The organism is Pseudoalteromonas luteoviolacea (assembly GCF_001750165.1).
In the GTDB taxonomy this organism is placed as follows: domain Bacteria; phylum Pseudomonadota; class Gammaproteobacteria; order Enterobacterales; family Alteromonadaceae; genus Pseudoalteromonas; species Pseudoalteromonas luteoviolacea_G.
On the sequence record NZ_CP015411.1, the window covers coordinates 546,673 to 567,889 of the forward strand.

14 protein-coding genes and 1 tRNA gene are annotated in these 21,217 nt (G+C 43.3%); 10 read left to right on the forward strand and 5 right to left on the reverse strand.

The genetic code is table 11. The annotated features are described in order from the left end of the window. Positions 1-5 precede the first annotated feature (5 nt). The gene (locus S4054249_RS02290; protein ID WP_046357430.1) at positions 6-323 is read left to right on the forward strand and encodes a hypothetical protein; all 318 of its coding nucleotides are present in this window, start codon (positions 6-8) and stop codon (positions 321-323) included. Between the two features lie 14 nt (positions 324-337). Here the strand turns inward: S4054249_RS02290 and S4054249_RS02295 are convergent, their stop codons facing one another. Then, the gene (locus S4054249_RS02295) at positions 338-1,306 is read right to left on the reverse strand and encodes a class 1 fructose-bisphosphatase (RefSeq protein ID WP_046357431.1); all 969 of its coding nucleotides are present in this window, start codon (positions 1,304-1,306) and stop codon (positions 338-340) included. A 161-nt stretch (positions 1,307-1,467) separates the two neighbouring features. Here S4054249_RS02295 and S4054249_RS02300 point away from each other — a divergent pair, with 161 nt between their 5' ends. Then, positions 1,468-3,894, forward strand: coding sequence for a zinc-dependent metalloprotease (locus S4054249_RS02300; RefSeq protein WP_046357451.1), 2,427 nt, complete (start codon positions 1,468-1,470; stop codon positions 3,892-3,894). A gap of 68 nt (positions 3,895-3,962) precedes the next feature. Here S4054249_RS02300 and S4054249_RS02305 read toward each other — a convergent pair whose 3' ends face one another. Continuing rightward, positions 3,963-4,919 carry a methylenetetrahydrofolate reductase gene (locus S4054249_RS02305; RefSeq protein ID WP_046357432.1) on the reverse strand — a complete coding sequence of 319 codons (957 nt, stop codon included), beginning with the start codon at positions 4,917-4,919 and terminating at the stop codon, positions 3,963-3,965. Positions 4,920-5,204: 285 nt separating this feature from the next. Here S4054249_RS02305 and S4054249_RS02310 point away from each other — a divergent pair, with 285 nt between their 5' ends. The 3 genes from S4054249_RS02310 to S4054249_RS02320 all read left to right on the forward strand — a co-directional run bounded on the left by S4054249_RS02310 (position 5,205) and on the right by S4054249_RS02320 (position 9,807). Further along, a complete protein-coding gene (locus tag S4054249_RS02310; protein WP_046357433.1) occupies positions 5,205-8,090 on the forward strand; it encodes a M16 family metallopeptidase in 2,886 nt (961 codons plus the stop codon). 208 nt (positions 8,091-8,298) lie between these two features. Continuing rightward, on the forward strand, positions 8,299-9,120 hold the full coding sequence (cysE, locus tag S4054249_RS02315) for a serine O-acetyltransferase (RefSeq protein ID WP_046357434.1): 822 nt from the start codon (positions 8,299-8,301) through the stop codon (positions 9,118-9,120). 15 nt (positions 9,121-9,135) lie between these two features. Continuing rightward, positions 9,136-9,807, forward strand: a complete 672-nt coding sequence (locus tag S4054249_RS02320) for a hypothetical protein (RefSeq protein ID WP_145924969.1) — start codon at positions 9,136-9,138, stop codon at positions 9,805-9,807. Position 9,808: 1 nt separating this feature from the next. Here the strand turns inward: S4054249_RS02320 and xseA are convergent, their stop codons facing one another. Continuing rightward, positions 9,809-11,158, reverse strand: coding sequence for an exodeoxyribonuclease VII large subunit (gene xseA / locus S4054249_RS02325; RefSeq protein ID WP_046357436.1), 1,350 nt, complete (start codon positions 11,156-11,158; stop codon positions 9,809-9,811). A gap of 133 nt (positions 11,159-11,291) precedes the next feature. Here xseA and guaB point away from each other — a divergent pair, with 133 nt between their 5' ends. From guaB to rimI, 5 genes are all read left to right on the forward strand, one after another. Then, complete coding sequence (gene guaB / locus S4054249_RS02330) at positions 11,292-12,761, forward strand: IMP dehydrogenase (protein ID WP_046357452.1); 1,470 nt, start codon at positions 11,292-11,294, stop codon at positions 12,759-12,761. Between the two features lie 126 nt (positions 12,762-12,887). Beyond that, a complete protein-coding gene (guaA, locus tag S4054249_RS02335; protein WP_046357437.1) occupies positions 12,888-14,462 on the forward strand; it encodes a glutamine-hydrolyzing GMP synthase in 1,575 nt (524 codons plus the stop codon). 146 nt (positions 14,463-14,608) lie between these two features. Next, positions 14,609-14,685, forward strand: a tRNA-Trp gene (locus S4054249_RS02340). 71 nt (positions 14,686-14,756) lie between these two features. Further along, the gene (locus S4054249_RS02345; RefSeq protein ID WP_046357438.1) at positions 14,757-15,044 is read left to right on the forward strand and encodes a hypothetical protein; all 288 of its coding nucleotides are present in this window, start codon (positions 14,757-14,759) and stop codon (positions 15,042-15,044) included. After that, a complete protein-coding gene (rimI, locus tag S4054249_RS02350; protein WP_080928426.1) occupies positions 15,028-15,492 on the forward strand; it encodes a ribosomal protein S18-alanine N-acetyltransferase in 465 nt (154 codons plus the stop codon). The genes S4054249_RS02345 and rimI overlap by 17 nt, the downstream gene beginning before the upstream one ends. Positions 15,493-15,497: 5 nt before the next feature. On the opposite strand, the gene S4054249_RS02355 is transcribed toward rimI, so the two are convergent. Then, entirely contained in the window at positions 15,498-18,176 is a 2,679-nt protein-coding gene (locus S4054249_RS02355; RefSeq protein WP_046357439.1) for a hybrid sensor histidine kinase/response regulator, read from the reverse strand. Between the two features lie 208 nt (positions 18,177-18,384). Beyond that, complete coding sequence (locus S4054249_RS02360; RefSeq protein ID WP_052961074.1) at positions 18,385-21,102, reverse strand: basic secretory protein-like protein; 2,718 nt, start codon at positions 21,100-21,102, stop codon at positions 18,385-18,387. Positions 21,103-21,217 lie beyond the last annotated feature (115 nt).

Consider the following 21,217-nt stretch of genomic DNA (forward strand, 5'->3'; position numbering starts at 1 on the left):
GTATAGTGAATTATTTAGAAGCAGTTGCCAGTTTTGCCGAGTTTGGCACACATCGAGATGATGCAATCTCAATCATGCTCAGTGCTGAGCAACAGGTTGGTATTTATAGTTTATCGGTGTCGACTTTTAAGCAGGTATTACAACGCGTTATAGAAGAGCAGATCAGCATGTCAGATTTGGAGTTATGGGCAAGTGTCTTATTGCAGCGTGAAGAATATTTAGTTGGAGATTTAGAGGGCAGCCTTTATGCATTGTCCGACCCAGATATTATGGGGGGAATAGACAAGGTCAAACTAACACGCTTATTAGCACTGCTAGATTGACCTCAAGATTTAACTTACTTGTGGTACTTTAAGCAAGTTTCGACTTCATTTTTTGAACCAAGGATCACCGCCACGCGCTGGTGGATTGCATTTGGCTCAATGTCTAGAATACGTTGTTCACCGGTGTGTGCTAAGCCACCCGCTTGCTCAACAAGCATTGCCATCGGGTTTGCTTCATACAGTAATCTTAGTTTGTAAGGTTTCTCTGGGTTTTTAGTATCCGCAGGGTAGGTAAATAGACCTCCACGACACAGTACACGATGCACGTCGCCAACCATGGCTGCTATCCAGCGCATATTGAAATTCTTACCTCTAGGGCCGTCAGTGCCAGCCAATACGTCGGCAATGTAGTCTTTCATTGCTGGTTGCCAATGGCGCTGATTGGATGCATTGATGGCAAATTCTTGCGTATCTTCAGGGATTTTGGCGAAATCTTCAGTTAATAAGAAGCTGCCATGTGTCTTGTCTAGGGTAAAAATACGTGTCCCTTTACCTGTAGTTAGTGCTAACGTTGTTGAAGGACCATAAAGTACATACCCTGCTGCAACTTGGTTTTTACCTGGCTGCATAAAAATAGCTGGATCTGCTGCATCTGAGCCTTCAGGGGCTTCCATGATTGAAAATATGGTACCCACTAATGAGTTAATGTCTGTGTTAGAAGAGCCGTCTAGCGGATCAAATGACACGATATATTTGGCGTTTGGATCGCCTGCGACGGTGTAATCTTCTTCTTCAGAAGCAATTGCTTTGACGTAACCAGATTCTAGCAAGATGTCTTTGATTAACTGATTCGATAAGACGTCTAATTTTTTCTGGGTCTCACCTTGGATGTTTTCATCTAGGGTTGAACCTAATACACCTGATAGTGCACCTTGTCCTACTCGGAATGAAATCTCTTTACAGGCTGCCAAAAGAGTACGGATCAGAGACACTAATTCTCTAGAGCATCCATCTTCAAATAACACCGGCGGTAATCTACGCATATTTTAAATCCTGATAACGTTTGTCGGGTCGCAGTGGTTTTAATGTGAGAGAGGCACTGCGAACTGCGCTGAATTTCGTCTTGAATCACTGTTTTTTGTATACAATTTTATATACTAGCCAAAAAACAATCACAAAACATGAAAATAACAAAGACAAAATTATGATGAAGAGACGTTTTACCCCTTATCTCGTTTCGGCTTTGTTGCTGCCTATGATAACGCATGCGCAGGCAGCAATTAAGTCTATTGACGAATTTACTGATAAGTTTAACCATTTCCCAGGGTTTTACTCATTTTATGCAGATCACAGTAGCGGGAAAATTTACTTAGATGTAGATAAATTTGCACAGCCTTTTTTACTACAGCACAGTTTACCTTACGGTGTCGGGTCAAATGACATTGGCTTGGATAGAGGTCAGTTAGGTGGCACTCACTTAGTGCAGTTTGAGCGTTTTGGTAACAAAGTGATGCTGCGCGCTAACAATACGTATTATCGAGCCAGTGCAGACAACCATGCTGAGAAGCAAAGTGTCAAAGAGGCATTTGCATCAAGTATTTTGCATGGTTTTAAGGTGGTTGCAGAAGATAGCGATAGCGTTTTAATTGATTATACACCTTACTTATTGTCTGATGTACATGGCGTATCACGTCGCTTAAAAGCCACTGAGCAAGGTAGTTACAGCCTAGATACGAGTCGCAGTGCGGTATACCCTGAACGCTCAAAAGCCTTTGTACAAAATACAGAGCTAGAGGCCATATTGACGTTTAAAGGCGCAAATCCAGGTAAATATGTGCGTCAAGCTGTGGCTGATCCATACGCTATTACTGTGCATCAGCGCCATTCACTGATTGCGTTACCTGACGATAATTACCAACCGCGTAAGTTTCATCCTCAGTCTGGATTTTGGAGTATAGAACATAAAGATTACTCGGCACCGTTAGGTGGATCGATGTATGTCCGTTATATTCCGCGACATCGCTTGGAGAAAAAAGACCCGACTGCGCAAGTATCCGAGCCGGTTAAACCGATTGTATATTATTTAGATCCTGGTGTGCCGGAGCCTGTTAAAACAGCACTCCTTGATGGTGCTCGCTGGTGGGATGATGCATTTGAAGCGGCAGGTTATAAAGGCGCATTTGAAGTGAAAATGTTGCCCGAGCACGCAGATCCGATGGATGTGCGCTATAACGTGATCCAATGGGTTCACAGAGCCACTCGTGGTTGGTCTTACGGTGCTTCCATTATTAATCCGTTAACCGGTGAAATTATCAAAGGCCATGTGACATTAGGGTCGTTGAGAGTACGCCAAGATATCCTTATTGCAGAAGCACTTGCTGCGCCTTTTATGCAGGGAGATGAGGTAACTCAAAAGCTACATGATATGGCGTTGGATCGCATTCGTCAGCTCAGTGCGCATGAAATCGGCCATACACTAGGCATTGCCCATAACTTTGCTGGATCTGCAGATGGACGAGCATCCGTGATGGATTATCCACATCCGCTAGTGCAATTTACCAATAATGGACAGCTTGATGTGAGTAAGGGCTATGCATCTGGTATGGGAGCATGGGATATTCAAGCCGTTAAATATGGTTATGGTGACTTTCGTGCTACGGATGAAGCGCAGGCATTAGCGCAAGTGATTAATCAGACTAATGAAATGGGGTTAGATTATATCTCAGATGCAGATGCAAGACCGCAAGGCGGCGCTCACCCGACAGCCCATTTATGGGATAATGGCGAAGACCCGATCACAGAGCTGCGTCGTGTCATGGGAATTCGCAAGCAAGCACTAGGTCAATTTGGTCTTAATAACATCAAAACAGGGGTGGCTTTATCACAGTTAGAAGAAAAGTTGGTACCTTTATATTTATTCCACAGGTATCAGGTAGAGTCTGTTGTAAAGTTGGTCGGCGGTGTAGATTATGATTATGAAGTACGCGGTGAAGGTAAAGTAAAAGGTGCACAGGTCGTTGCGAAAGCGCAGCAAATTGATGCACTACAGTCGTTACTTGAAACCTTGTCCCCTGAGTCTTTGACGATTCCAGAGCCTATATTGGCAGTGATCCCGCCCAAGGCCTATGGTGAGTCGAGAAATCGCGAAAGTGTACATGGTCGAACTGGTTTGACGTTAGATGCTATGGCATTACCTGAAATGGCGACGCAACATACCTTAAAGCTACTGCTCAATGCTGAGCGTTTAAACCGTGTTGCACAACAGTATGCTCGTAACAACGCCAATTTGGGGAGTGATGAAGTACTGTCTCAAGTTCATGCGCATGTCTTTGAGGTTAACCCAAAATCAACCATGGCTAAAAAGCTAAATCAGCGTGTACAGTATTTGACGGCATACAGAATGGCAGATTTGAGCGCGAGTGATAAGGTTGCGCCTGAGGTGCAAGCGCAGCTGCGTTATTATTTGCGACAAATCGCTCAAGATTCAAATGAGCAGTCGCTATTTTCGAGTCCAAGTAAAGCTGATACATTTGCGGTTTATCTAGGTGAGCATATTCAATACTTCTTGAAAGAAGGGAAGTGGCCCGCAAATTATGCGCCGCTCGCTATGCCGCCAGGATCACCCATTTAATGCTAATTTAAATAGTAAAAAAGCCCCACATCGGGGCTTTTCAATTGATGAATGGTGTTTTGTAAAGATTACGCGATTTGCTTTTCAGCTAACTTTAATTCCATGGTCGCTTTGAGCAGGCGATATAAATTAATAGAAGCATCAATTTCTTCTTTACGGTTGGTTAAACTTTCGATGTTTAGCCCCAGAGGAATGTCTAAATGCGCACAACTGCGTAAAATGAGATCTAAATTCTCACGGCAAATCTTGATTGATTCATTAAGTGTGTTGTTAGCATCTAGCATGCGCCACCTTGTTGCTTCTGGCACTGAAATACCTAGCCACTCCATGAACTCTAACGTTTTTTGTCCACCACAGGGAGTGAAAGTCAAAATAATTCGTTTTGGCTCGATGCCTTGTTGACGACAAGTGCGTGCATAACTGGTTAATAAATCAATGGTCGCTTGTGCATCATAGACTGCTTGAGAGATAAAATACTCACAGCCCTTGGTGGTTTTATCGATGAGCCTTTCATGTTCATTACGTTTATTCGCATGTCGTTCTGCAATCGTAACACCGCCCAAGAAAAAGTCTTGTGAATGCTCATTTAGAGTCTGATAAGCCTCAGGCAGACCTAATTTGATGTCGCCGCTGGAAGAGGGGCTACCAACTAATACGAGATTGTTCAAACCAAAGTCTTGTTTGGTCTTAGATAGCCATTGTGTGAACTCTTCTCTGTCACGCTGTGCGACGCTTTTATAGGTGATCACGTCAAGCTTAGACAAGTCGCGAACCAACTTACTGTACTCACAAGGATCGACAGTTTGTTTAAAAGGAAAAGGCCTAGGTACTTGTGTACGGCTACTTTCATCCTGAATGTCGTAAATAACTACGCCATCATACTCAATCTCATGCAATCGATCTAAAAGTTTAGTTGCAATTGTTTGCAGCTGCTCACTGTCTGTCCCCAGCTTTGGTGGAGTTGTACCAATCAAATATACCCCTTGGTTAGGGTCTAATATTTTCTCTTGTAGCGTTAAAGCCATGTCCTCATTCCCGCTCATTCATCATTATGGAGTAAATATAGCAGCCATTTAGACGTCTAGATAGATTTTTTTATTGAATTTACTTCATTAAATATGACTTTTTTTCATAAGGACTGAAATTTAAGCAAATTATGGTGCACAATGTTTCGTTAGCTTATGGGGAGGTTTTTACGTTATTTGTCGATATATACAAGATTTCTACTGACTTTAAGGCATAATCAGGAGATAAACCTGTGTTGTGCACAGGCATACAGAGACAAAAAACGATAAACATTAGGGATGCATATGAAATTTAAGCTTCTGGCAACCAGCCTTGCCGTCACCTTGGCACTCACGGGGTGTGCTGCAAATAATATGAATAACACCCATGGCCAACCGAACAGTGCTGTGGCTGATGTCGACACCGTTGCTAACAAAGTATTTGCGCATGATTACGTACTCGAAGAGCTTGATAACGGCTTACGTGTCATGGTGGTTAAAACAGACTACCCTGATGTGGTGTCTTTACAGATCCCGGTTTCAGTGGGGTCGCGTAATGAAATAGAAGACGGCAAAACTGGCTTTGCACATTTTTTTGAGCACATGATGTTTAAAGGTTCAAAAAAATATCCGGAAGTGATTTACAAAGATATTATTAAAAATTCAGGGGTGGATAATCGCGCCTATACGACGAATGATTACACCAATTATTATCTGAGCTTTTCAAAAGAGCACTTAGATAAAGTCCTTGAAATCCAATCTGATATTTTCCAAAACCTGCACTTCAGTGAAGAGCAATTTCGCACAGAAGCGCTGACGGTAAAAGGTGAATACCTTAAAAACAATGCCAATCCTTTACGGAAGTTGCTTGGGGCTGTACGTGAGAATGCCTTTGATGAGCACACCTATAAGCACACTACGATGGGCTTTTTTGAAGACATTGAGGCGATGCCGGATCAAATGGCTTATGCGGATTTATTCTTCGAGCGCTTTTACAAACCTGAATATGCAACCATTATCATTGTGGGTGACGTAGAGCCTAAAGCGACAGTGGATATGGTAAAAAAACACTGGGGTGAGTGGAAACGTGGTGAATATCAGGCAGAGATCCCTGCTGAACCAAAACAGCAAGCAGCAAGATACCAGCATGTCGTCAATGAAGGTCAACCGGGCCATTGGTTGTTAGTGTCATACAAAGGGCCAGCATGGGAGCCGACGAAAAAAGATCGTGCAGCAGTAGATTTGATTTCAGAGCTTTATTTCTCGAAAAATTCAAAGCTATACCAAGAGCTGGTGGTTGATAAGCAAATTGCGACACAGTTGATCACATACAATGCGGAAACAAAAGATCCAGGTCTTTTACATGTGTTCGTTAAAGTAGAAAACGAACAAGACTTAGTTACTGTTCGAGATGCGGTTAACCGTACTTACGCGACAGCGCGTGCTGAATTGGTGGATGAAGGTAAGCTAGCGGCACTGAAATCAAATAAGCGTTATAGCTTTGCCAATGAGCTAGATTCGTCAAAGGCAATCGCATCGATGTTGGCAAGCTATGTACATTTTGAGCGTGACCCTGAGGTCATCAATCAAATGTATGCAACGGCAGACACTGTGACTCCTGAGGATATCCGCCGAGTTGCTAATAAGTACTTCGTTGACTCTGGACGAAATACCGTAACGATGTCAGCAAAAGCTGAGATCACTGGTTTTGATAAAGAAGTGGATCTTAACGCACTAACAGCTAAGCTAAACCAGCCGACAGAGCAACACTTTACCGTACTAGATAAAACGTCTAATTCACCGCTAGTTGATGTGAACTGGTTATTTTACACGGGTGCGGCTGCTGATCCGGTGGGGAAAAAAGGGGTTGCTGCTTTGACCGCCGCAATGCTTGCTAAAGGGGGCAGTGCCACCAAGTCATATAAAGAAATCCAAAAAGCCATGTACCCGCTAGCGGGTAGCTTTGCTCACCAAGTAGACAAAGAGATGATTGCACTGCGTGGTCGTGTGCATAAAGACAATGCACAGCAGTGGTATGCATTAGTTGGAGAGCAACTTCTTAATCCTGGTTTTAGAGAAGATGACTTTAGTCGCTTGAAAAAAGAGCTGATTGATAACATTAATTCAGACTTAAAGTCGTCCAATGATGAAGAGCTGGGTAAAGAGGTGCTTTATCACAAGCTATATCAAGGCCATGCCTATGAAAGCCTCAATCTAGGTGATTTGACAGATTTAGAAGCGCTCACATTGCAAGATGTGAAGGATTTCTATCACAGCCAGTTCACTCAAGCGAAGTTAAATCTAGGTTTAACAGGTGCGCTAAATGATGATTTGAAGGCGAAATTGATACAAGACTTAACGCGTTTACCAAAGGGTGAAGAAAAGCGTTTAAATGTTGCTGATGCGCCTGCACTAGAAGGGGTTCATGCGACCGTAGTCGAGAAAAGCGCTAAATCAACGGCGGTGTCATTTGGTTTCCCCATTGATACGGTACGCAGTAGCAAAGATTGGACAGCGCTTTGGTTAGTGCGTTCATACTTTGGTGAGCACCGTAATTCAGGCGCTTTCCTATTTGACCGAATTCGTCAAACTCGCGGTATGAACTATGGCGATTATGCTTACATAGAATACTTCCCACGCGGTATGTACCAAACTATGCCTGATGCGAACTTAGGTCGCTCTGAGCAGATCTTCCAAGTTTGGTTACGTCCACTTCGCTCAAACAATGATGCGCATTTTGCTACTCGTGTCGCGGTGTATGAGCTGGATAAAATGATTAAGCAGGGGATGAGTGAAAAAGATTTTGAAGCAACACGTAACTTCTTAAATAATTACGTGCCTCAATTAGTCGCGAGTCAGGATAGACAGCTTGGCTATGCACTGGACAGTCAATTTTATAACACCGATGAGTTTGTAAGCTTGGTACGTTCACAGCTAGCGAGTTTGAGTTTAGAAGATGTCAACCGCGTGATCCGCGAAAACCTTCAAACAGAGAATATGCATTATGTGTTTGTCACCGGTGATGGAGAAGACATGAAGCAGCGTCTGGCTAACGAAACCGTGTCACCACTTAAATACAATGTCAGCAAACCACAGGCTTTACTTGATGAAGATAAGGTCATAGAAAGCTACAAGCTAGCAGTACCTGCTAAAAACATTGAAGTGATCCCTGCACAGGATTTATTTAAATAAATCTTGAAACTGTGTGGACCTTTTAAACGCCTCGCTTTTGCGGGGCGTTTTTATTTGTACCTATTAAGTTGCATATGCGTTAAAAAAACACCATTATAGGAACCTTAGGTTATAATTAATAACTAGAAATTCGACACTTGCTAGTGCTATCAAATGGTGATGCGCGCTAAGATAAGAAATGTGAGTAAATGACAGGCATGTAAAAATTATGAGACACGAAATTTGGCAACAATTGAGAGAAGAAGCACAAGAGCTGGTTCAAAAAGAGCCCCTGCTCGCCAGTCACGTATATTCGAGTGTACTCAACCATGAATGTCTGGGGTCGGCGCTGAGTTTCATTGTTGCAAATAAGCTGTCAGACGCTGTCGTGTCTGCATTTACCATACGAGAATTGTTTGATCAGGCCTTCGTTGATTGTGACCGAATGCTGACGCATGTCGCCCATGATATCAAAGCTGTTAAAGATCGAGACCCTGCTGCCGATAGTTATCTTAACGTGATTTTAAACTTGAAGGGTTTCCATGCATTACAAGCACACCGTCTCGCATACTGCCTATGGCGACAACAGCGCAAAGAGCTCGCCCGTTTTATTCAAAGCCGCACCTCTGAAGTTTTTGGCGTTGACATCCATCCTGCTTGTAAAGTCGGCCATGGTATTATGCTTGACCATGCGACTGGTATAGTTATCGGTGAAACCGCGGTGATTGAAGATAACGTTTCCATATTACAATCGGTCACGCTTGGCGGTACAGGTAATGAGCAAGGTGATCGACACCCTAAGATACGTGCGGGTGTGTTAATTGGAGCAGGTGTAAAAGTACTGGGTAACATTGAAGTCGGAGAAGGAGCGCGCATTGGTGCAGGCTCAGTAGTACTTAAGGCCGTCGCGCCGCATACTACTGTGGTGGGAGTACCAGCCAAAGTCGTCGGCAAACCAAATTGTCCATGTCCTGCTGAGAGTATGGATCAGAACTTCTTAGACGATGCCATTAGTCGTATCAATGACTCCCATACGAGTGCAATGCTCTAGAGCGTTTGCTTGCGGATGCGACACCGGACCTCTTTGCTGTGTGCATTTATTGCAGGTATGTTATTGACATGCGGTCTGTATGAGATACATAGCATTCGTTCGGTCTCGCCACACGTGGACGATGTATCAACTTTGTCATCGAGTCCCCAATCTGTAATAAATCACGAGCGACCTTTAAAGGGGTTGCCTATTGAGCAAGAAGTGAATGAAGGTGTGCACTTATCTTCTAGCGATACCCATCACAGTGAGGCGCTTGTTGCTCTCAACCAGCGCTTAAAAGAAGACAACGCAAGGTTAAAAGCACAGCTGTCTGCGCTTCAATCTAATTCTGGGCCGGTTACGCCGACTTTTAATGTAGCTCACCGATTAAAGGCGATTTTTGCACAGCAAAGTCGGGACGAAGTGTGGGCGTCTGAAGTGGAGTTGTTTACTGAAGACTTTTTATACGAAGCCCAGTTACATGATGACATCACTTTGCTTACCTCTCAATGTAAGCAACATGTTTGCCAATTGAATTTTACCGCTCAACCACACTCCGGTGTTGCGAATTGGCAACAGGTACACACTGCTTTGTTACGTATGCCTTGGATGAAGCAATTTAAAACCGTAACGGCAGTGCAAAACAAAGGCACAATGCAAATTCACCTCAGTTTAAAAACAAGTAGTGAGCTAGGTGGTGAATACTAACTTACTCTTTGGGTTTTGTAATGTTTGTTACCTTAGTGTGCACCTGCCCATCGACTAATTGGGTAACGAGTGCATCACCTGTTTGTACGTCTGATATCGAAGTTACAACATGGTTGGCTTTTTGAGTGATACTATAACCACGAGATAGAACGGCTAATGGACTCACGCTATCGAGTCTTGCCGCTAAGACAGCCAACTGATTTTTCTGGTTAGTATTTTGTTGGGTCATCGTGTTGTGAAGTGTTGATGTTAGCCTTTCAAGCTTAGCTTTGGCGGTATTCAAACGCTTCTCAGGATGGAATTTGAGTAAGGCATGTTCTAGTACATTGACTTTGTGATGCTGTTTTTGCTGTTGATATTGTAGTGCTCTGATTAAGCGTTGCTGTAGTTCATCGACTCGTTGGACTTGTTGCATCAATTGATTTTGCGGATGCTGTAAGCTTAAACGTTGCTGCAAGCGCGCAATATGTTGTTGTTCATCATATAACTTGCGTTTTAAGGCGTGAGTTAGACGCTGTTTTCTATCTTTCACATAACCGATGAGTTCGTTGCTATCGGGGCTCACCAACTCTGCGGCAGCTGAGGGGGTGGGGGCGCGCAAATCAGCGACGTAATCACTGATGGTAGTATCTATTTCATGGCCTACAGCACTTATAATAGGGAGGTTGCAGGCAAAAATAGCACGGGCGACGACCTCCTCGTTAAAGCACCACAGGTCCTCCAGCGAGCCTCCACCGCGACCAACAATAAGTATATCAACTTCATTACGTTTATCTGCCAGTGCTATTTTCTCAGCGATCTGTGCGCCAGCACCTGTTCCTTGTACAAGTGTCGGATAAATGGTGACCTCTAATTGTGGGGCGCGGCGTTTCAAAACCGATAGGATGTCTTTGATAGCTGCACCCGTTGCTGAGGTCACAACACCAATACGATTGATTTGCTGTGGGAGTGACTTTTTATGGAAGCTGTTGAATAGGCCTTCTGCCGCCAGCTGCATTTGCAACGCTTCAAATTGTTGCTTGAGTAAGCCTTCGCCCGCGGGTGCCATTTGCTCAACAATGAGTTGATAATCACCACGAGGTTCGTAAACAGAGACTCGTGCTTTGACTTGTACTTGTGCGCCATTTTCAGGGCGGTATTTACAATATCTATTGTTCCCTCGCCACATTGCTGCTTTTACTTGGGCTTTTTCATCTTTTAAAGAAAAGTACCAATGCCCAGATGCAGGGGCGACAAAGTTTGAAATTTCACCCGTCAATTCTAGAGAAGCGAAACCTTGTTCTAATAAACCGCGAATTTCGCGATTTAGACGCGAAACTGTATAAACTTTGTTGTTTTGTGGCAACGACATACCGAGCTCCATAAAAAATTCACAGACACTTTAGCACATTTTTTGCTAAATTTTGTTTACTCACATAAGGAACGCTGATAAAATGCGCACGCAATTCCTTATACTCAGAATTCACTTGAGAGAAGCCGCACACATGCTAAGAATTGCAAAAGAAGCCCTTACTTTTGACGACGTACTACTAGTACCCGCTCATTCAACTGTTCTACCGCACACAGCGAGTCTTAAAACTCGTCTGACACGCGATATCGAGCTTAACCTGCCACTTGTTTCTGCGTCAATGGACACAGTTACTGAAGCACGCTTAGCGATTGCCCTAGCGCAAGAAGGCGGCATTGGCTTTATTCACAAAAACATGACCATCGAAGAGCAAGCCGACAATGTTCGTAAAGTAAAAACTTACGAAGCAGGTATTGTTACTTTCCCAGTCACAGTGACAGCTGACAAAACAATTGCTGAAACAATTGCCCTTGCTGAAGAAAAAGGGTTTTCAGGCTTCCCAGTAGTGGGTGCTGATAACCAGTTAGAAGGCATTGTGACAAGTCGTGATATGCGTTTTGAAACTCAGTTAGATAAGCCAGTTTCGTCAGTGATGACGAAAAAAGCAGACTTAGTGACTGTGAAAGAGGGCGCAGGTCGTGAAGAGATCCTTGGTCTTATGCACGAGCACCGCATTGAGAAAATCTTAGTGGTTGACGATGCTTTCGCACTGAAAGGCATGATCACTGTTAAAGATTATCAAAAAGCACAAGAAAAGCCGAACGCATGTAAAGACGCACAAGGTCGTTTACGTGTTGGTGCTGCTGTGGGTGTTGGCGCCGGTACTGATGAGCGTATTGCTGCATTGGTTGAGGCTGGTGTGGATATCTTATTAATTGACACATCTCATGGCCATTCTCAAGGCGTAATTGACCGCGTTAAAGCCACGCGTGCAGCTTACCCTGAGCTACAAATTGTTGCGGGTAACGTTGCAACAGGCGCAGGTGCCCTTGCCCTTGCTGATGCTGGTGCAAATGCTGTTAAAGTAGGTATTGGCCCAGGCTCAATTTGTACAACACGTATTGTTACAGGGTGTGGTGTACCACAAATCACTGCGATTTCAGATGCTGTTGAAGCGCTAAAAGATCGTGATATTCCAGTCATTGCCGATGGCGGTATTCGCTATTCTGGTGACATTGTTAAAGCCCTTGTAGCTGGTGCAGCGTGCGTTATGGTTGGTTCAATGCTTGCTGGTACTGAAGAGTCACCGGGTGAAGTTGAACTGTATCAAGGCCGTTACTACAAGTCTTACCGTGGTATGGGCTCTCTAGGTGCGATGAACCAAAAAGAAGGTTCTTCAGACCGTTACTTCCAGAAGAGCAACCAAGCAGACAAGCTTGTGCCAGAAGGCATTGAAGGCCGCGTTGCATACAAGGGCCCAATTGCTGCGATCATTCACCAGCAAATTGGTGGTATACGCAGTGCAATGGGCTTAACAGGTTGTGCAACAATCGCTGAACTGAACATCAAACCTGAGTTTGTACGTGTTACATCAGCAGGTATGGGTGAATCTCACGTACACGATGTACAAATTACCAAAGAAGCGCCTAACTATCGCTTAGGTTAAGCCGGCCAACGTGCGTTGAGCCCGCAAAATTGTCAGGGCTAGCAGCAGCTAGCCCTTTTTAATTCTGGTAAAGCAGGTTAGCTGTGCTTTACTAATTTTATCGTTTCCTAACTAACGAGATTATCAATGAGCAAAGACATCCATGATTCCCGTATTTTGATCTTAGACTTCGGTTCTCAATACACGCAGTTAATTGCACGTCGTGTACGTGAGATTGGCGTTTACTGTGAACTTTGGGCGTGGGATGTAACGGAAGAGCAGATCCGTGAATTCAACCCTCAGGGTATCATCCTGTCTGGTGGTCCAGAGTCAACCACAGAAGAAAATAGCCCAAGAGCACCAGAGTATGTGTTCGAGGCAGGTGTACCTGTACTTGGTGTATGTTACGGCATGCAAACAATGGCGATGCAGCTTGGTGGTAAAGTACATAGCTCTGATAAGAAAGAGTTTGGTTACGCAAAAGTTGAAAAAGTTGGCAACTGTGCCTTATTCGAAGCGATTGAAGATCACATTGAAGATGGCATTGGTCATCTTGACGTATGGATGAGCCACGGCGATAAAGTAGTTGAAGTCCCTGACACATTTGTAACAAGTGCAAAAACGGATACGTGTCCACACGCGGCAATGTCTTGGGAAGAAAAACGTTTCTATGGTGTGCAATTCCACCCAGAAGTGACACACACGCAGCAAGGTACTCGTTTGTTAGAGCGTTTTGCGATTGATATCTGTGGCTGTGAGAAACTTTGGACACCTTCGCAGATCATTGAAGATGCGGTTGAGCGTATCAAAGAGAAAGTCGGCGATGACGAAGTTATCCTAGGCCTTTCAGGCGGTGTTGATTCATCTGTTGTGGCCATGCTTATTCACCGTGCGATTGGTAAGAGATTAACGTGTGTATTTGTTGATAACGGTTTACTTCGTTTAAACGAAGGTCAGCAAGTAATGGAAATGTTTGGCGATAAGTTCGGCCTGAATATCATCAAAGTGGATGCTGAAGAGCAGTTCCTAAATGATCTAGCTGGTCTTTCAGATCCTGAAGATAAGCGTAAAGCAATTGGTCATACGTTCATTGACGTATTCGATGCTGAATCTAAAAAGTTGAAAAATGCTAAATGGTTAGCGCAAGGTACGATTTACCCAGACGTCATCGAGTCAGCGGCATCTAAAACAGGTAAGGCGCACGTGATCAAGTCTCACCATAATGTAGGTGGTCTACCTGACGATATGGAAATGGGTCTCGTCGAACCACTTCGTGAGCTGTTTAAAGATGAAGTACGTAAGATTGGCCTTGAGTTAGGTTTACCTTACGACATGCTTTACCGTCACCCATTCCCAGGTCCTGGTTTAGGTGTGCGTGTACTTGGTGAAATCAAGAAAGAATACTGTGATCTACTGCGTCGTGCAGATGCTATCTTCATTGAAGAGCTTCATAAAGCAGACATCTACCACAAAGTATCTCAAGCATTCACTGTATTCCTTCCGGTTAAATCGGTAGGCGTAATGGGTGATGCACGTAAATACGACTGGGTTGTATCATTACGCTGTGTAGAAACAATTGACTTCATGACGGCGCGTTGGTCACATTTACCATATGACTTCTTAGGTCTGGTATCAAACCGTATCATTAATGAAATTGATGGTATTTCTCGCGTTGTTTACGATATCTCAGGCAAACCACCTGCGACTATCGAGTGGGAATAATGATAATTAGCACAAGCTAATTGAATGAAAAAAAGGCGAATATAATAAATATTCGCCTTTTTGTTTATAAAAAGTGCAAACAAACAAAAAAATGTATTTTTCCTCTTTACCTTTTCTAAAAGCTCTTTATAATGCGTCGACATTGCAGGGGCGTAGTTCCAATTGGTAGAACAGCGGTCTCCAAAACCGATGGTTGCGGGTTCGAGTCCTGCCGCCCCTGCCACTTCTTACTTTACCCACGTAATTGAATCTTTTACTTCGACCATTTAGACTCAGTAAAAAAGTATTTTTATCATGCATCCTATACATGCTCAATTACTTGGTTTAACACCACTTAAGCTGAAAGCAAAATACAATACACATGCTGATACAGAAAGCGTGCAAAATACCTCTGTACCTTTGATTTTACCGGTGCGTCTCGCTGAAGATATCGCTTTAGCGATTAATATCGATAATTTAGTTGTTATGTCGGGTGAGTCTATTTCCCTGCAAGGGAACACGTTGACCTTACCTGACTCAGTATTAAGCACAGAGCAAAAGCAACAATTATGGCGGGTGATATATCATGCTGTATCTGCGTAGTGAGGCATTGGCGCAATTTCCGATTGACCAAGTCATGGAGATTGAAAACGCTTGCCACAGCCACCCATGGAGCGAAAAAACGCTCTCTTCATGCATCGGTGGTCGTTATTTTAATGTTTGTCGTGATAGTGAAGCTGGGCTGATCGGGTATTTTATTGCTGAACGAGCTGGACCAGACTACACCCTAATGAATATTTGCGTACACCCACACCATCAAGGGAAAGGCATTGCGACCGAACTGATGCATGCATTGATAAAACAGTGTGTGGATGAACAGGCTGAAAACTTGTTTTTGGAAGTCAGAGCATCTAACCAGTCTGCGATCGCGCTATATGACAAAGTTGGTTTGAGTGTGATGGGTAGGAGAAAAAACTACTACCCGACTGAGACTGGCAAAGAAGACGCGATTCTAATGGGAATGCAATTTACAGAATCTCAAAACACATAACTAGCTCATCTCGCAGCTTGTAGCTGAACATCTTCATTATCTAATGTATATTGAATTGCTTGGGTGAGTTGTAGAGTAGTATATTGCCATTGTGCTTTGTTGTTTTCTTGTAAGCTCGTTTCCAGCTCACCCGCAGCACTATGAATATTACTAAAGCCAAAGCAGCCGGCACTACCTTTTAAACTATGAGCAAGTGCACGTAAAGAGTCCCACTCCTGATTCTCATACAGTGATTCTACGAGCTCGAGTTGCTCCGGTAGTTTTTCTAAATAGTTCTGACTGATTTGTAGGAACTTTTCGCTTTTTAGAAGGTTATTCCACTTCGAGGCATTGTCACTGGCGAGCTCAAGAAACTCGAGTAGCACCGTGCCGAGCTTTTCTCTATCGATGGGCTTGCCAAGTGTGGCGTTACACCCGGCAGCCAAATAGGTATCAATGTCATTTTTCATGATATTAGCAGTTAATGCGACAATCGGCCCATCATAGGCGGCGTGTCTGAGCATTTCAGTTGCTTCTAGACCCCCCATTACTGGCATTTGCATATCCATCAAAATTAAGTCGTAATCATTGATCAGTGACATTTCTACCGCTTCTGCACCATTATTTGCAATATCAGGTTTAAGGCCCCAAGAGCTTAATAATAATGAAATTAACTCTTGGTTATCTTTATTATCTTCGGCGAGCAATATAGTGGCTTCTAACTGCGTCTCTGTCAGTTTTTGAGCGCTGCTTGTTTGATTTTGAATATAGGTGTCACAATCAATCCACTCGATACCCAGGTTGCAGTGGTTAGCCGAAATAGCAATGGTAAAGGTGCTACCATTCCCTTGCTCACTGCTAACCTGTACATCTCCACCGAGTAATTGTGCTAGGTTTTTAGAAATACATAACCCAAGTCCGGTGCCGCCAAATCGTCGTGTTGTGGTGGTATCTGCTTGCTCAAATGGTTTAAATACCCTTTCCATTTCACTTTCTGACATACCAATTCCTGTATCTTTAATGACAAAGATAAATTGGTCTTGTTGTGGGTTAAAATTAATCCCAATGGAAATAAATCCTTGTTCAGTAAATTTAACGGCGTTACTGGCAATATTCAGTAGGATTTGTTTTAGGCGTGTCTCATCACTATTGAGCGCTTTGGGTAATGGGAATGCATAATCCAGTGTTAACTCAAGCTGCTTTTCCTCAGCAAGTGGTTGAATAATAGATTCAATATCTTTTAATAGTGGTAAAAATTCAATGGCATTTTGTTCCACCTCGAGCTTTTCGGCTTCAATCTTTGATAGGTCGAGAATGTTATTGATCAGTTCTAATAAGTGCTTTGAGTTACGTAAAATAGTGTCTAAATGTAAGTCCGCATTTTTGGCTCCAGGATTGTGCAAAAGTTGCTCTGTAAATCCCATAATTGCAGTCAAAGGGGTACGAATTTCATGGCTCATGTTAGCTAAGAAACGGCTTTTCAGTTGGTTAGCTTGCTCTGCTTCAGTAATCGCTACTTCCAGCTGGCTATTCATTTCTTCCAATGCACGTGTTCGGCTTTCTACTTTTTCTTCGAGGTGAAGCTTATAGTCTTCTAATTCGCCTTGGAAGTCTCGGATCTGCTTTACCATGTGGTTAAAGTCATCAAATAGCGTGCCCACTTCATCGTCGTCATGGGCTGGCAAAAATACTGATAAATCGCCATCACCAACCCGATGGCTGGCTTCCCCGAGCAATTCAATTGGCGTAAGTAGTAGGTTACGCACAACAATAAATATCAACACAGGTAAGGTGACAACGGACAGAATAACTATCAGGGCAGTGATAAGACTGATCGCCTTACCTGATTGATAAAGAATGCTTTTGGGAATCGTTGAAATATAATAATAACCACCGCTGAGCTGTGCACTGTAAGTCATGCGCTTAAGTCCATCCACAGAGGGTAAAACGATGGAGTCTAATTTGCCTCTATCGGCTAATGAACTCACCTGAGCCATTTCTTCAGCGCTGAGGTAACTAGATGAGAATTGACCATCAGATGAAAAAAGCACCTCACCTTGTGCAGATACTAATAAGTTTAAAGTGTTGTCATAAGGGGCTTCGAGAATACTGCTACTTATAATTGATGGCGCAACTCGAACGATAATATAGCCTTGTCGTTGTGGCCTTTTTAGGTGAAAGTTGACGCTATAGATTTGCTGTACAAAGTAGAGCTGTGTTCCACCTTCTTTGGCTGGCAGCATGTATTGTTGCTGACGTAAATTGCTTTTAAGAACTTGGTCAAAAAATGGATAGGCGTCTGGAGCAAAGCTTAAATTGCTGGAATAAAAGGCATGGCTATTACCGTCTGCATCGACGAGGTTGATGCTTAAAATATCTGGGTAGGCTTCACTGTAACTCGCGAAAACATCCATCAATGCACCGAGGCGCTGTGTTTTGAGCTGTTTATCATCAGGCGGCGCTAGCAAGAAATCACTGAGTACGGGAGAGGTTGAAAGCAGCTTCGTTGTAGATTGATATATCTCCATGTAATTAAACATTTTTTGCTGTTGCTGTTCAACGAAGCGACCAACAATGAGCTTTGCTTGTTTTTGTGTTGAACTGGTTACATTGGTGAGTGTAAAGCCACCAAGAAAAAGCAAAGGTAAAATTACCAATGGTGTGATATACCAAAGTAACCTGATACTGAGCTTACTGGTTTTCATCTATCCCGATATCCATATATGCCTGTTACAGTCCGTCTAAAGGTCCATTCATTGTGCAATTAAGGATCATATGATGGCTTGCATAATTTCTCAAGTATTTGCGCTATCTCGAGCTATGTTCGGGTTGTTTAAGGGTGGCTGTGATTGATTTTGAAGTGACAGTAATTTAAGGAGGGCAAAGTGTTACCACATTGCCCGACATAGGTTTTTATTTCGCGCGATATAATCCTATTTCAGAAAGTTGCAGCAGGTTGTTGCCGTTAGCATCGGTCGCTGTATGGGTCAGCTCAATACGATAGTGTGTGTAGGCCGCTGTGTTATCAACTCGAAAAGTCCGAGTCTGATTTCGGGCGGTAAAGAGCTCCGACTCCCGAGCATCTATCGCATGCCATTGTATACCGTCATTAGAACCTAGCAATGTCCAACTGGATGGATCGCGTTCAGGCGCATCATTACCACTGGTAATACTATAGGCGCTTAACGTGTGCGCTTGTTCGGCTATAAACTGTAACCAGCCTTTGTCCGTTAACGCGACATATTTGTTGTCAAAATTGCCATCAAAAGCGCTTTGATAACCTTCTCCCCATTGGCTAAAGCCTTCGTGCTCCGCACTGGCTTGCCCACCGAGCAATACAAAATTTTCAAGTGTGATTGGAAGCATGACTGTGTTTTTGTCAGCTAATAAATCTATCTCAGCAATTTGAAATAAAGACTCACCATTGCTTTGCTGGCCACTATTTAAAAAATTAAAGCGGAAATGTTGGTAGTGCTGCGTCGCTGCAAGTGAAAACTCGCGTGTTTCCAGCCTTTGGTCAAATACTTGGTTAGACTGCACATCAATTTCCTGCCAAGAGTGCCCATCTTGTGAACCCAATAGCGTCCAATTGCTTGGATCTCGACTCGGTTGGTTATCACCCACGGTTAAGCGATAAGCAACTAATTGACCAGTTCCATGTGTAGAGAATGTGATGTCTGATTGATCGTTTATCGTTAGATATTTTGTGTAACGGTCTCCATCGATTGCTTTAGCAATATCATAGATAGGATCAGCAGGCTCTGTGGATGCCGTGATGTCTGTTCCTAGCTGCACTAAGCTAATTTGATCTTCTGGGATAGCAGGTGCTTCTGGCGCTGCTCCTAGAGTTGCTTGGTATTTTTGCCACAGCACATTAATATCTTGATTTAAGATGCGTTTGAGCGCTTCTACTAGTGTCCATTCCCAACCTTCACGTTGGCTAGTAAGTACCATTTGATTGATTTTATATGTAAAGTCATCGTCATAGTTATCTTGGATCCAAGATAAGAAAAACCCTGTGTTGGTGTAACCACCTAACCAATTTTTGGACGGGGAAGGGTTTCTTGTCGCATGGAAACCAGCTCGGATCCGCACAAGGTCAGCTATCCCTTCAACAATTGCATGTGTTTCATTGCCATCAGCCATATGTCCAGTTGGAAAGTGTTGATAGCCATGCACCAGCTCATGCCAGAATACCCCTAATAGTTCGTAAATGACCTCTTCGTCAGTTGCATTCGCTAAAGATTCAGTGATGTATTTGGTACTAAATGCAATCTCCATATTGCGTCCAGAACCGGCGCGATATGCCAGGGTATCCATCCATTTTAGACTAAAGGTCACTGAGTCAAACTCAGGGGATTCACCATAGTGCTTATAAAGATACTGGTTTACTTTTAGCGTCACATCATTGATGGTTTTTTCTAAATCAGGGAACAGGCGATGGATACGTTTATAGCCTGCACTTTCTGTATCCTCATGGGCAAATTTAATTTCAGGGTAGGCGAAGCCTTGCCATGGATTAGCAGGATCGACAACCTTCACTTTTTGGCTCACGACTTCACTTTGGCCATGCCAGTTATAAGACACCAGTTCGATATTTTTGACACCTGGGGTGTCAAACGTGACCACTGGGTTTTGTGCCAAGCTAGTGGCCGGAGTTCCTTGCTCAAATTGCCATTCAAAGCTATTTGGTTGGTTGAGACTCGCATCTTTTAGCTCTAATATTTCTCCAACAAAAACAGTACTGGTCTCGCTGTTGATGCCAGCAATCGGAAGTTGAGTGTTAGTAAATAAGTCTATTTCGGCGATTTGAAGTAAATCATATCCCCAGTCATCAGTGCCTTTGTGAGTCAGATCAAAGCGGTAGTGCTGATAAGGTTTTGCATTGTCAACGATGTAAGTTTTTTGTTCAAAACGCTTGTCAAAAGCTTGGCCATTTTGTGTGTCAATGGTTTGCCAGTTTTCACCATCATTAGAGCCTTGTAATGTCCAATTGTGTGGATCTCTGCCTGGTGCATCATTTGCAGAGGTCAATTGATATTTGGTAAGGCTTTGCGGCTGCTCAAGGGATACTTGTATCCAGCCTTGTGGCTTAAGAGTGACGTATTTTGTACGGGGATCGCCATCAAATGCATTATTGAGCGCTTCACCAGCGGGGGATTCTGCTTTTTGCTCACTTAATGTAATGCTGTTGCCTATCAGGCTCATCTGTGAAATTGGATCGTTCTTCTTATCATGCGCAACTTTTTCCCATACTTGGCTTACATTAGGATCTTCGTTGAGCGTCCACCATTTGGCTTTATACAACTCTCCTTTAAATGCAACTATATGTCCTTTTGTATAAACCTGTGCATGTAGCCAAGGGTTAGGTGTACTGAGTTCACTATTAATGAACTGTACAAACTGCCAAGCACCAGATTTATTAATAGCTGGTGTATCACCCTCTGTCCACCAGTTTGCTTGATAAATTGCGCCTTGATGTGTTACTCGGTGACCTTTTTTGTAGCTAGTTTTATCCTGCCATTCGCTCAGTGTTGTTGTTTGTATAGTTTGGTGTGTATGTCCTGAGTGCGCATGTATAGATGTTGATTGGATAGCCAGTGCTAAAGCACAAAGTGCAAACCGTTTCATGATTAACTCCCATTATCTTGATTGTTTTTATTTGGAACGTTCCATTTATTATTGGCACAAAATAACACCAATTCAAAGTATTAATTACAGCTGATAATATATAAAACAGAAAAAA